Origin of the sequence: Streptomyces griseorubiginosus, assembly GCF_017614965.1 — a bacterium.
In the GTDB taxonomy this organism is placed as follows: Bacteria; Actinomycetota; Actinomycetes; order Streptomycetales; family Streptomycetaceae; genus Streptomyces; species Streptomyces griseorubiginosus_B.
On record NZ_WVUG01000014.1, the window covers coordinates 15315 to 28138 of the forward strand.

Genomic DNA, 12824 nt, shown 5'->3' on the forward strand with positions numbered 1-12824 from the left:
CGCGGGAGCGCCGCCGGTATCCCTCGGTCAAGGGCGGGTCACCGAGTCACTCAGGAGTATCCGTACGTATCGGTCGACGAGGGGTTCGAGGTAGTCGGCGTGGGGCCCTTCCAACGCCGCGAGGTCTGCCGGTCCTTGGACGAAGGCGATCCGGTCGAGTTCGGGGAGCTCACCGACGGCCGCCGCTGTGGAAGAGACTGCGGTGAACCGGTCGATGAGCAGTGCGGCGGGCTGCGCCCGCGCGGTGAAGTGCACACCGACATTGCCGTGGTCGCCGCAGGTCACCGCCCACAGCGTCAGGTCGTCGGGGACGGTGTGAAGGCCGAGTTCTTCGAGGAGTTCGCGTGCCGCGTTGTGACGCAGTGACGCGCTGTCCAGGGGCTGACCGGCGTCGGGGTGCTCGACCGATCCACCGGGCAGGTGCCAGCGCCCGGGGTGGGCGGTGGCCGTCGACATGCGGGCGATCAGCAGTCTTCCGTCGTCGGTGGGCTGGAGGACGTCGACGAACAGGGATGGCAGGGCGGTGGCGCCGGGCACGCGGCGCAGGGCGAAGTTGCGGTACGTGACGCGGGTCCAGCCGAGGAGGAGTTCGTGCGGGTGCGGCCGGGTGAGGCTGGTGCAGGCCACGACCGGGCCGTCGAAGAGGGCGGAGTTGGTACGGATCAGTTCGTCCCAGACGCGGTCTCGTGCCGCTCGGTGTTCGGCAGACAGCTGAGGTGGCGGCTCTTCGACGAGGCGGAGTTCGGTGGCCTCGATGACGTCAACGGACGGGCCTGTCGAGGGTGGGGGCACCACCCCAGGCTGTCACACCGGTCCAATGTGTTCGGACGGCACCGCTGCGCGTGTAGCCAGGGGGTGCCGGCGTCCTATCCGCCAAGGCATCCGGCCGACAAAGGAATAAAGTGCATGCTATGGGCACAAATAGTAATGAATTTCAGAACAGCGGCAGCGAGGACGGGGACAGCGGCGAGGCCGAGCGCAGGGCGGGCGAGAAATTCATCAGCGATCTCCTGGCGCGCGGCGAGGCGGTCTTCGAGGGTCAGGAGCCGACCCCGAGGACGACGCATGTGATCAAGCGCGAGGACGACGGACGGCTCACCGTCCGCCGTCTGCGCTTCCGCTGAATGCTCAGTCGAAGCACCGCCGGACCAGGGCGAGGCCCTCACCGGTGGCGCTTCGCGTGATCTCGTGGGTCTTGAGCCGGGAGGGGCTCAGGTCGGTGAACGCGGTGTCGGTGCGGTGTTCCTCGGGCACGTGGACCCGGCCGCGGCGGAAGAGGTCCTCGAGGTAGGACGTGGCGACGTGCTCGGGGTCGGAGGGCCGCACCGAGCCGCCGGCGGGATCGGAGCCGGCGATGCCGAAGCGCCGCTCCTGCGCCGGTGCGGAGAGGGTGAGCGGCTGTGTGACGCCGTACGTCGCTCCGTGGACGGTGACGGCCGTCAGGCCCTCGTCGTCGCCCCCACCGGGCGTCGCCTCGCTGATTCCAGCGCCTCGGCGTGCCACTTCCGGCTCGGTGACGGAGGCGGCTGCCTCCAGGGAGAGGATGCCGTGACGGATGAACGCCGAGCGCAGGGACTGGCCGTACGTGCCGCCGTAGCGGCGCTGGTCCGCGGCGATCATGTGACCCGCTACCTGGGCGTAGTAGGCGGACACCACGGGGGCGGACACGACGGCGTCCACCAGCAGTTGCCCTGCGATCTCGGCCGCCCTGGCCAGACCGGCCTGGTCCTGCAGGTCCTGTTGGCGGAAGATCCCGGCGACGATCTTCAGGAACGCGCCGCTGAACACCCGCGAGAAGGAGTGCGGCTCGCTGGACAGGATGCTCGCGGGCTCGTTCGGCGACAGCAGGACCGGGTCACGGTAGAAGAAGTTGTTCGACAGGTTGCGCAGACAGTCCGGATCCACCGCGTTCGGGTGGCCCTGACGGATGGCCCAGCCCAGTTGCTCGGCCATCCGCGACACCCGCGAGGAAAGTTCCAAGTCGCCCTGGGTCTCGGCCAGTACGGCGATCCGCAGCGATTCCAGCGCCAGTGAGCTCAGCAGCGCGCTGATGTCACCGAACGCCTCGTGCAGGGCGGCCGTCTCCGCGCTCGCCGTGTTGAACAGCTGAGGGCGCAGGGCGTCGAGGACCGCGTGCCCTTCCTCGTGCTGGACGACCTCGTTGCTCTCGCACGCGGCGACGGTGACGCCCGTGACCGTACGGCGGAAGAACCACAGGCCTCTACGGTCGTAGAAGGCGTTGAGGTCGTCTCCCGCGTTGAGGTGAGCCGTGAGAGCCCGTCCGACCTGCGGATGCCACTGCGTTCCGGTCGGAACCAGCGGACCCCAGGTCTTGCTGGCCCTGCTCAGCGAGTCGGCCGCCACCCAGTAGCGGAATGCCTCGGTGCCGGGCCCGGCACCGTTCGGGTGCGGCGCGGCTTCCGCGATCGCCGTCGGGAAGGGCTGTGTGTCCAGCTGGGGGACGGGGTGCGGTACGGGCATGTTGACCTGCGGAGGAAAACCGGGGTCGTCCTCGTAGACCAGGACCGTCGGCACCGTCGCTTGCTGCGGTTGCACTGTCATGGCAACTCCCTGAGAGAGGTGCGTGGCTGCGGACATGCGGAGCACTTTCGGTGAAAAGCGCTCCCGTACATGGGAATTGACTGGTTGACACGTACGCCGTCTCGTCAGGGAGTCAGCGTGATGGTGAAGTCGTTGTCGTCTCCTACGTCCTGGAGGCGGTAGCCGATCTGGGTCGCGTCGGTGCTGCTGGTCCATTCGCACCACTCGAACTTCTCCGGCGGCACCACTCTGGCAGCCGCTCCCACCGGGACGACCACTCCAGTGCTCATCTCATGGGGCTGCGGCCCAGCGCCCTGACGGGCCCGTGGACAGGCGCCCACCCCCACTACTTTCCGCATCGCAGGCGGCGCGGATTCAGGGCGGGTTCTTCAAGGGGTTATCCAACGCAGCGCGTATCGTGGGAAATTCACCATGAGTGGTTTCCGCGCACCTCCAGGAGGCGGCTGCGCTGCCTACTTCACCATCCCTCACCTGGATAGGCTCTGCAACCGGACCGGAGTACACCCCGAGTTTGTGGTGGTGCCACGAGGCCATCTCGTCCGTGCCACTCGGATGGCCGACTACCAGTGGCGGTGTTCCAGAGCTGTCCGCACAATGCTCCACGGCGCCACCCGCAAGGTCGGCACCCTGGGCGGCCGCACGACGGATGCGTTGCTGAACGCGGCCAGGCGCCTCTCGCAGGAACCCACGGTGAAAGGCGAGGGAGACCCGCGTGCATCAATGCCGAAGTCGCCGCACCCGCCTGCTGCCTACTCCGGTCACGTCGGCGCGGTGCTGTCACCCGGAGGCCGGCGCAGCAGGTGCAGACAGATGACGGCGGCGACGACGGTCCGCCGATCGCTCGCCTCCAGGCGGGGGTCCATGTCGACGACGTACTGCTGCAACCCGATCCACGAGTCGATGGTGCTCACCGTGACCCGACCGAGAATCCCTTGGGTGGGCACTCCTTCCGGGGCGGTCTCGGTGAGATGCCATCGGGTGAACGGCAGCCCGGGCCGGCTGAGGAAGAGGTGGCGTCCCCGGTCCGTCTGGAGCTTGAGCTGTAGGGACTTGAAGACTCCGGGGGCGTCCGCGTGGCCGACCTCCCGTTGCGCGGCGTCGGTGAAACGGAACTCTGCCGGCCCGGAATGCTCGATGTGGACGATGACCTCGCCGGAGGTGTGGGTGAGGACGCAGTGCGTGTCGTCGGTGCAGGTGACCGTGGCAAGCGCGGTTCCCTCCGGGGTGGACACGGCCAGGGCGGGGCCCAGGTATCTGCGCCACCGCGAGCGCTTCGGCTGCGCGACCACGACGGCATCCAGGTCGAACAAACCAGGCTCCGTCATCCGTACTTCGTCATCCGCCACGGCTCCCCCCTCGACCGAGTATGTTCACTGTGCCGGAGAACCGGCCCAACTCCCATCCCCCGGACAAGCATTGGCGAGACGTCGTCATGGCCGCAGTCAAGGTGTCGTATCACCGTCTACAAGGGCGTAGAGCCGGTCCGTATTCGTCGATTCCCCCCGCATCGCAGAGAGCGTTTACGGGACAGTGGGGGGAGGTCGCCGTCCCTGCGCTTGGCTAAAGTGGGATGCAACGGCGTAAGGGCCGATGTCTTGGCGCCAGAATCCTCCACGTTTTTGAAGCAACTGCAGCACCTGCTGCACTGTCTTAATCTTCGGTGGCTCCCGCCCAGCGAAGCGAGGTACCCCATGGCCGAGCCTGCGCCGGAGAAGCCAGAGTGGGCCCCGGTATCGCTGCTGTCCGGCGATCAGCTTGCGAGGCTGTCGGCTGTCGGAACGCAGTACGCTGCGGCCCCCGGCGACGTTCTCTTTCTGGCAGGTGACGCTTCCTACGACTTCTTCGTCGTTCTGGAGGGAGCTGCGGAGATCGTCGATCGGTACGGCCAGCCGGAGGAGCGGCTCGTCGCGCGGTACGGTCCCGCGGAGTTTCTGGGTGAGATCGGCATGCTGACGGGCGAACGCTCACGCTTCACCGGCGTCATGAAAACCGCGGGCCGGTTGCTGCGGGTGCCGCTGCAGCGGATCCAGACAGTCGTTGCGCAAGACAGTGATCTCAGCGAGTACATCCTGCGGACATTCCTCGTACGGCGGGCCAACCTGCTGCGGAGGGGTGCCGGCATCACGCTCATCGGCTCACGGTACGACGAGCGATGCCGGGTCCTGTTGCACTCGTTCTCCTTCAGCAGGATGGCAGTGGAGTGGCTGGATCTCGAAGATCAGCCAGAAGCCGAAGCAATCCTGCGAAGGCTCAAGGTACCCCTGTCAGACCTGCCCGTCCTTCTCGTCCCTGGACGACCGCTGATCCGCAACCCGCAACCGGCTGACATTGCTGCGGAGTTCGGTGAACCCGCCGATGCGGGCGAGGGTCATGAGATCTTCGACCTGCTCATTGTCGGCGGTGGCCCCGGCGGGCTGGCCGCCGCGGTCTACGGCGCGTCCGAAGGGCTTCGGACGGCCCTCGTGGATGCTGACGCCTTTGGCGGTCAAGCCGCCACTTCATCACGAATAGAGAACTACCTGGGATTCCCCGCCGGTCTGCCCGGCGCCGAACTGGCGGCCCGCGGGACCATTCAGGCAGCAAAATTCGGTGTTCACCTCCACCGGAACGCCCGCGCTGCAGCCTTCGCCAGCAAGGGCGGAATACACACCGTCACCTGCGACGACGGCCGGGCATTCAGCGCTCGCGACGTGATCATCGCGACCGGGGCGCGCTATCGGCGCCTGGCTGTGCCGGGCATCGAAGCCTGGGAGGGCAACGGCGTCCACTACGCCGCAACGGTCGTCGAGGCGAAGTATTCGCGCGGGCGGCCGGTGGCAGTGATCGGTGGCGCCAACTCGGCGGGGCAGGCCGCGTTGTTCCTGGCCCGTACGTCACAACCAGTGCACCTCGTGGTCCGAGGAGCCGACTTGGACCATTCGATGTCTCGCTACCTGATCGATGCGATCGCCGCCGAACCGAACATCCACGTGCGGGTCCGAACAGAGGTCGTCGGCATTTCCGCCGGCTCTGAGGTCACGGGGCTTGATGTGGTGGACCGGGTGAGCCAAAGGCGCTCCGCCTTGACGGCCAGCGCCGTCTTCGTATTCATCGGTGCCACGCCCTGCACGGATTGGCTCAAAGGTCGGATGGCGATGGATTCCGACGGCTTCCTGCTGACCGGACATGACGTCACCTTCTCATCGACAACGCATCGCCTACCGCTCCCCTATGAAACAAGCACACCCGGCGTTTTCTGCGTCGGCGACGTGCGCAGCGGAAGCGTGAAGCGGGTCGCGGCCGCTGTGGGTGAAGGTTCCGCGGCGGTCCGGCTCGTCTTCGAACGACGCAGAGCGGATGGCGCCCAAGTTCTGTGACAGCGGCATCAGCCCGTCCCCAGTCCTGCAGGGGCGTCGTATTGATCGCACGGCAATGCGCCAGAAACCTGCTGGTGCGTGCCTTCGCGAGCAGGTGCATCCTGAGAGGTGGAGCGTACTTCTCGGACCAGGGAGCAGGTTATGCCATCCCTACACTTCCACGTGAACTCCTCGATGAGCCCAGCCGAGGTCATGGCGGTGTTGACGAACTTCAGCCCCTCCCGCGTCGAGGAGTGGCCCTCCATCGATGCCGAGCACTTCCAGGTCCACGAGCGTGGAGATATGTGGGCGGAGGTGACCGAGGGAAACAACAAGTCGTGGGAACGCGCACGCTACGAATGGGACCCCTCGAAGAACACGGTCACCGTCACCACGCATGACTCAGTACCTTTCGGCTCGGGCGGATGGCAGTTTCACATGACGCCCACGGACAACGGCACGCGCGTCGACGTCAGACTTGAAAGGCACCCCACCTCGTTCACCTCAAAGGTGAAGTCTTCGATCATTCCCCTGGCCGGACCGGTATTCCGCAAGTCTTTCCGGGAGCCGCTGCACACCACTTAGCCGCACCGCCGCTGGGCCAAAACGCCGCCGGGCGCCATGTGGATGCAAAGCGTCTGAGGAACCGTCACATGGCGCCGGTGCCGGCAGAAAGCCCGGGCACGTCACAGTTCATCTCCGCCGCCCTCGATGCTCCCTGAAATGTGATCTGAGGCGACGATCGTTGCGGTCTCGCAGGGTGACGGTTCGCGGAGTGGCGCATACTCGGATGGGCGGGTGGTGGAAGGCTTGCGGCATGGGCTTTCGGCAGCGGCTGGATTTCAAGCGTTTCTGGCGGCCGGGTCACGTCCCCGTGCTGGTCGTTTTTCCCCTTGCGTTGATCGTCACCGTGTGTGTGGTGGACGTACTGGCGCCGCCGGACATCCATCTCGGTCCGCTGCTCGTCGCGGCGCCCGCCATCACGGTGGCTTTCGCCGGGGCACGGGTGACCGCGCTGATGGGTGCCCTCGCAGTGCTGGCGCAGGTGCTGATCGGTCTGCTCAGGGGGGTCGTGACCACCGCCAACATCCAGGCCCAGATCGCTGCTCTGGTCGTTGTCTCCGTCGTGTGTGTCGCTGTGTGCGTGGTGCGGGATCGACGTGAGCGGCAGTTGCGTCGGGTGCGATCGGTGGCCGAGGCGGCGCAGAGTGTCCTCTTGCGGCCACTGCCCGCGCAGACGGGTGCGCTCCAGATCGCCGGTCTGTACCTGCCCGCCGAGGAGGAAGCGGATCTTGGTGGGGACCTGTACGCGGTCGCGCGAACCGCCGAGCACAGTACTCGGCTGCTGATCGGTGATGTGCGAGGCAACGGCCTGGCCGCGATCAACAACGCGGCACTGCTGCTCGGCGCATTCCGTGCGGCCGCCCATCGGCAGGCCACCCTTCCCCGTCTCGCCGTCCACCTGGACGCCGCATTGCGCTGGGACACCAGTCAGTGGAGGCCCCCGTCGGAGCAGGACACCAATGAGGACTTCGCCACGGCCATACTGCTCGACATCCCCGACCACGATCCGGTCGTCCACCTGATCACGTGCGGCCACCCGCCGCCGTTGCTGCTGCGCGGAGACCGCATCACCCCACTGGTGCCCGAGGCGAGCCATCTGCCGATCGGGCTCGGCGGTGTCTTCGGCCTCGATGTCTACGACGTGCAGACGTTCTCGTTCGACGTCGGCGACCTGCTGCTGCTGTACACCGACGGCGTCATCGAAGCCCGCAACGCCGAGGGGGCTTTCTATCCCCTCACCGAACGGGCGCCGCAGTGGGCCAAGGATGACCCCGACGAACTGCTGCGCCTCCTCCAGGACGACCTGCTGGCGCACGTCAACGACCACCTCAATGACGACGCGGCGGTGGTCGCGATCCGTCGTCTGACAGCCTGATCTCGAGCAGCCTGAGCCCGGGTGGCTTCTATGCCGGGAAGTGGTGTACGTGGCGCTGCCTTGGTCGGGAGCGCCGTCGGTGATCTGCGGCGTGGGCGCGGGAGTGGCCGGTGTGCCGCAGGAAGCCGTTGCGTGTCAGTGCTGGGGATGCGGCTGAGAGCGGAAGAGAGGCCGTCGCTCGGCGGCCGTACCGGAAGCGAGACGGCCGACTTCGATGCGCATCCGGATCGCGTGGAACACCTCGACCACTCCGAGCACGATGGCCATGATGCCCGCGGTCAAGGTGAGTACGGCGATCGAGGCGAACGGCGAGACGATGAGCGCGATACCTGCCAGCATGCCGATGATTCCGGAGAACAGCATCCAGCCTCGCGCGGGCATGGCCGGGGCGGAGGCCGCCGTGGCCGTCGCCATGATGCCCCGAAGGAGCCAGCCGAAGCCGATCCACAGGGCGAGCAGCAGAATCGACTCCATCGCGCCCCTGAAGCAGATCAGCCCCAGCAGGATGGAGAGCGCACCCGTGATGAAGTGCAGGGCCCGAAGATGCCCCGGAACGTGTGTGCCGAAGGCGGCGGCCAACTGGAACGCACCCGTGACCAACAGATAGACGCCGAAAAGCACACCGACGACCCGGAGCGTCTCCCCCGGCCAGGCGAGGAAGACGACCCCCAGGGCGATGGCGGCCAGGCCCGTGGTGAGCAGGATCTGCCAGCCCATGTTCGCCAACGTGCCGAAGCGTTCGTTGACGGAGTCGTCCTGTGGTTCTTGGCCGAACTGGGTACCGCTGAGCGACGGATCGGAGGGTGATGTCATGACGCACTCTCCTCCCAAGAACAAAGTGGGCGGACCGGTCCCTCCATCCTCCTCCGCTCAGCCCCGTGCCGCCCGGCAAAGACGAAAGATCGCTGCCTACCTGCTGCTCACCTTCTGGCTGAACGTCCCGCGGGGCGGGATCGCCCTGAGCTTCGTACGGCGCCGCGAATACGGGTGAGACGGACGGGACCGCGTGGCCCGCGGCGCCCATCAGCTCAAGATCCCGGCATGTGACGCACTTGTACTCCGGCATTATCCGCAGGTGCGGCGAATGTCCCCATGTTTCACGACGTAAGAGATTTCCCATCAGTGGAACCTTGCCCCCGGCCCCTCCCTCCTGCAGGGCAGAGAAGGGGGTCGAATTGGGCGACAGCCTCACGACGGCGAGCGACACGCTCACGCAGCGGTTCGTACCGAGGTTCCGTCAACCGTCTCGGCAGTGGCGGCATCGTCCCGAGCCGAGGAATGCGCTGCCGGCCCTGGCATTGTTCGTCTCCCTACGGCTCACAGGTGTGATCCTTGCGGCCCTGTGGTCGCTGCACCTGGGCAAGCACCCGCGCACCGTACTCGGCCTGGAATGGGACGGCCGCTGGTACTGGCACATCTCCCAGTACGGCTACGGCATGATCACCCACTCCCCAAGAGGCCACAGTGTCTACAACGACCTCGCGTTCTTCCCCCTTTTCCCGGGCCTGATCCACGCAGTGAGCACGGTGCTGCCGATCGGCCCGATCAACGCGGCGCTGCTCATCGCGTGGAGTGCTGCTCTGATCGCGGCCTGGGGTGTGTACGCGGTGGGCGAGCTGCTGCACACGCGACGCGTGGGCATCATCCTCGTCGCACTGTGGGCGCTGCAGCCGCACGCGATCATTCTGACGATGGCGTACACCGAGGCCCTCATGACGGCCTTCGCCTCGTGGGCGCTGTATGCGGTGCTGACTCGTCGCTGGCTGGCTGCGGGAACGCTGGCGGTGCTGGCCGGCCTGTGCCGTCCCAACGGCATCGCCGTGGCGGTCGCCGTCGTCATCGGGGCCGTCGCTCATCTCTGGCAGCTGCGCCGCGCCGGTGAGCCCACCGTTCCACGCGCCTGGGCGGCCGCCGCCCTGGCTCCCCTCGGATGGCTCAGCTACGTCGGCTGGGTGGGCCTACGCACCCACAGCCCCCTCGGCTACTTCCGGGTGCAGAGCCTGTGGGGCTCACGGTTCGACTTCGGCCACTACACCGCCCACATGATCAAGCACCTGATCATCGGGCACGACACCTTGGTCGGCTACGTGACCGCGGCGATCGTCCTCGGCTCACTGCTGCTCTTTGTCTTCTGCGTCGTGAACAGGATGCCCGCGCCCCTGCTCGCGTACTGCGCGGCACTCGTCGTGATCAGCGTCGGCGGCACCCACTTCTTCACGAGCAAGCCGAGGTTCCTGCTGCCTGCCTTTCCTCTGCTGCTCCCGCTCGCCCTCCATCTGGCGCGCAGCCGCCTGCGCACGCTCGTGGTCCTGCTCGCCACAACGGCCGGTGTCTCACTCTTCTACGGCACCTACCTGATCACCGTCTCCCACGCGACGCTGTGACGTGGGCATCGCAGGCCGGATCAGCAACTGCCGCCGTCCCAGCCGCCACTAACTACTGACGGTTCCAGCAGCGACGACGTCCACGCCTCTGCACGGAGGGCGGCGCGGGTGGCCAGGGCCGGAGAGCCGCCGGGCGTATCCTGCGGTCGAAAAACACGTTGACGGGTGCGCCACGCAACTCGACGATCGAGCACATGTCCGCCGCCCTGGCGCCTCTGCGTCACAGCCCGTTCCGTCACCTCCTCACCGGTACGACGGCGAACCTGCTCGGCAACGGAGTGGCGCCGATCGCCCTGGCCTTCGCCGTGCTCGACGCCACCGGCTCAGTCAGCTCGCTCGGACTGGTGGTCGGCGCCCGCTCCCTCACCGGCATCCTTTTCCTGCTGTACGGCGGGGTGTTGGCGGATCGCCTGCCGCGCGGCCCGCTGCTGGTCGGCAGCAGCCTGGTCAGCGCCGCGAGCCAAGCGGTGACCGCAGCCCTGGTCCTCGCGCACAGCGCGGCCATCCCCCTGCTCATGCTGCTCGCCGCGGTGAACGGGGCGAGCAGTTCCTGCTACCAGCCCGCCGCCCAGGCCCTGCTTCCCCAGACCGTCCCGGGCGAGTCCCGCCGCGCCGCCCTCGCGCTCTCCCGGATCGCGGGCAACACCGCGACGATCGCGGGCGCCGCCCTCGGCGGCGTACTGGTCGCCGCGATCGGACCCGGCTGGGGCCTTGCCCTCGACGCCCTCAGCTTCGCGCTCGCCGCCGCGTCCTTCACGCTGGTCCGCGTCCAGGTCGCGCCGCCCTCGCCCAGCCCTGGTGTAATTCATGAACTGCGCGTGGGCTGGCGGGAGTTCACCTCCCGCAGCTGGGTGTGGGTGATCGTGGTGGCCTTCTGCTTCCTCAACGCCGGCCTGACCGCCTCGTTCACCGTCCTCGGCCCGGCCGTCGCCGACACCACCCCGATCGGCCGCACCGGCTGGGGCCTGGCACTCGCCGCATCCTCCCTCGGCGCGGTCGCCGGTGGCGTCCTGTCGCTGAGATGGCGGCCCCGGCGCGCGATCCTGGTCGGCTGCGCGCTGATGGGCCTGACAGCGACGACCCCGCTGCTGCTCGCGCTGGCCCCGCACACCTGGTTGCTGGTCGTGGCCAACTTCGTGGCGGGCGTGGGCGTCGAACAGGCCGGCGTCGCCTGGTACTCGACCCTCAACGAGCAGATCCCCGAGGACCGCCTTGCCCGCGTCTACGCCTACGACGATCTCGGCTCCTACCTCGCGCTTCCGCTCGCCCAGCTCGCCGCCGGACCCGCCGTACTCCTCCTCGGCCTGCATGCCACGCTCTACGCGGCCGCCGCGCTCATCCTCCTGGCGACCATGACCATGGTCGCCACCCCCTCCATCCGCGCACTGGCCCCGAAGCCTGCACAACCACTGCCCGTCTCCGAAGATCCGGTGCTCGGCTGAGCTGGACACGCAGGCGGATGCTGGATGGACGGCAGTTCTCCGGCGCTCGCGCGCGTCTGCCAGGACGCCGTCCTGCCTGCCCGACCCACTCTCACGCAGCGGAGTGCCTTACCGGTGAGGAGGAGCAGGGTGCGGGCACGTCCATGAGGCACACCGGGTGCCCGTCCGGCCTGGCGGGCCTCGGTTCCGTCGTGGGCGATCAGAGTTCCGCAGCCTGGGCACAGTCACTCTGACCGGGCCGCCCTGCCGGGTGTCGCCGACCGCATGTCCGGGGGGAACCCCTTCGGGGCCCACTCGCACTCGACCACCGCAGTAGTCGATCAGCTCCGGCAACCAGGCAACGGCCTCCGGCTGCGATGAACTCGTTAAGCCTGGCCCGCCGTGCGAGTGGCACGTTGACAAGCCGAAGCGGTTAACTGATGATGTAATCAGTTATGCTGAGACAGTCAGAAGATGGACCTCTTCCCGCTTGCGCACCGTCTCGCGACGGCCTTTTTATAGCGGTATCTGGAGCATTGCCGCATTTCCCCAAGGAGAGACGCCATGAGCGAAAACGCCCTGCATGCGAAGTTCCAGCAGTTTCCGGATGCCGTTCGCGAGAAGGTCGAGACCGCACTGTCGGACGCCAAGATCGCCCTCAAGCTCAAGGCCGCCGAGATCCTCGCCGACAAGGAGGAGATGGCCGAACACGCCGTCACCACAGCCGGCCGGATCGGCGCCAAGAGCGGCGAGGTGTCCGAGCTGACGACGATCCTGCCGCTGAAGCCGAACGGCGCCGAGCGGCTGCGGAAGTTCTTCCACCTGGTCGGCGGGAACCTGGCAGGCGCCGGTCAGGTCGGCACCCTGCACAACATGCGGTTCGTGTTCCTCGACAACGACACGAAGCTGCTGTTCGCGACCGCCTTCGACGGCGAGTGGGACCCCTACATCGACGACTTCGCCACCAAGATCCCCGAGTTCATGGACTACCTGTTCAGCAACGTCGAGGGCTGGCCCGGCATCACCTCGCCAGATGTGAAGGACTTCATCGTCAAGTACCAGATCCCGGCGGAGGCGTGGTTCGTCGCCCACCCCAGCCTCACCGTCTCGGAAGGCCACCGGCTCAAGCGGCAGGAGGCCGCCGTACAGCGGTTCCTGTCCGACCTCAACTGAAGGCAGGCGC

12 protein-coding genes are annotated in these 12824 nt (G+C 67.4%); 7 read left to right on the forward strand and 5 right to left on the reverse strand.

The genetic code is table 11. The features are described 5' to 3' along the window. Nucleotides 1–27: 27 nt before the first annotated feature. A complete protein-coding gene (locus tag GRC12_RS04665) occupies nt 28–792 on the reverse strand; it encodes an NUDIX hydrolase (protein WP_208777577.1) in 765 nt (254 codons plus the stop codon). A gap of 119 nt (nt 793–911) precedes the next feature. On the opposite strand from GRC12_RS04665, the gene GRC12_RS04670 reads away from it, so the two are divergent. Further along, the gene (locus tag GRC12_RS04670; RefSeq protein ID WP_244372021.1) at nt 912–1124 is read left to right on the forward strand and encodes a hypothetical protein; all 213 of its coding nucleotides are present in this window, start codon (nt 912–914) and stop codon (nt 1122–1124) included. Between the two features lie 4 nt (nt 1125–1128). On the opposite strand, the gene GRC12_RS04675 is transcribed toward GRC12_RS04670, so the two are convergent. From GRC12_RS04675 to GRC12_RS04685, 3 genes are all read right to left on the reverse strand, one after another. Continuing rightward, the gene (locus GRC12_RS04675) at nt 1129–2562 is read right to left on the reverse strand and encodes a hypothetical protein (RefSeq protein WP_208777579.1); all 1434 of its coding nucleotides are present in this window, start codon (nt 2560–2562) and stop codon (nt 1129–1131) included. Nucleotides 2563–2666: 104 nt separating this feature from the next. Beyond that, the gene (locus tag GRC12_RS04680; protein WP_208777581.1) at nt 2667–2831 is read right to left on the reverse strand and encodes a hypothetical protein; all 165 of its coding nucleotides are present in this window, start codon (nt 2829–2831) and stop codon (nt 2667–2669) included. 489 nt (nt 2832–3320) lie between these two features. Continuing rightward, on the reverse strand, nt 3321–3872 hold the full coding sequence (locus GRC12_RS04685) for a hypothetical protein (protein WP_244372022.1): 552 nt from the start codon (nt 3870–3872) through the stop codon (nt 3321–3323). Nucleotides 3873–4253: 381 nt separating this feature from the next. Between GRC12_RS04685 and GRC12_RS04690 the strand changes: the two genes are divergently transcribed. The 3 genes from GRC12_RS04690 (at nt 4254) to GRC12_RS04700 (ending at nt 7836) form a co-directional block, all read left to right on the forward strand. Next, nucleotides 4254–5918: an FAD-dependent oxidoreductase gene (locus GRC12_RS04690; RefSeq protein ID WP_208777585.1), complete on the forward strand. Its 1665-nt coding sequence runs from the start codon at nt 4254–4256 to the stop codon at nt 5916–5918. A 174-nt stretch (nt 5919–6092) separates the two neighbouring features. Continuing rightward, on the forward strand, nt 6093–6482 hold the full coding sequence (locus GRC12_RS04695) for a hypothetical protein (RefSeq protein WP_308286473.1): 390 nt from the start codon (nt 6093–6095) through the stop codon (nt 6480–6482). Between the two features lie 232 nt (nt 6483–6714). Beyond that, nucleotides 6715–7836, forward strand: coding sequence for a PP2C family protein-serine/threonine phosphatase (locus GRC12_RS04700; protein WP_208777589.1), 1122 nt, complete (start codon nt 6715–6717; stop codon nt 7834–7836). A gap of 135 nt (nt 7837–7971) precedes the next feature. Here GRC12_RS04700 and GRC12_RS04705 read toward each other — a convergent pair whose 3' ends face one another. Next, nucleotides 7972–8649, reverse strand: a complete 678-nt coding sequence (locus GRC12_RS04705; RefSeq protein WP_208777591.1) for an HdeD family acid-resistance protein — start codon at nt 8647–8649, stop codon at nt 7972–7974. Between the two features lie 512 nt (nt 8650–9161). Here GRC12_RS04705 and GRC12_RS04710 point away from each other — a divergent pair. From GRC12_RS04710 to GRC12_RS04720, 3 genes are all read left to right on the forward strand, one after another. Then, nucleotides 9162–10220 (forward strand): hypothetical protein, encoded by a 1059-nt coding sequence (locus GRC12_RS04710; protein WP_308286474.1) that lies wholly within the window; start codon nt 9162–9164, stop codon nt 10218–10220. 194 nt (nt 10221–10414) lie between these two features. Further along, the gene (locus GRC12_RS04715) at nt 10415–11662 is read left to right on the forward strand and encodes an MFS transporter (RefSeq protein WP_208777594.1); all 1248 of its coding nucleotides are present in this window, start codon (nt 10415–10417) and stop codon (nt 11660–11662) included. A gap of 543 nt (nt 11663–12205) precedes the next feature. Next, the gene (locus GRC12_RS04720; protein ID WP_208777597.1) at nt 12206–12814 is read left to right on the forward strand and encodes a hypothetical protein; all 609 of its coding nucleotides are present in this window, start codon (nt 12206–12208) and stop codon (nt 12812–12814) included. Nucleotides 12815–12824 lie beyond the last annotated feature (10 nt).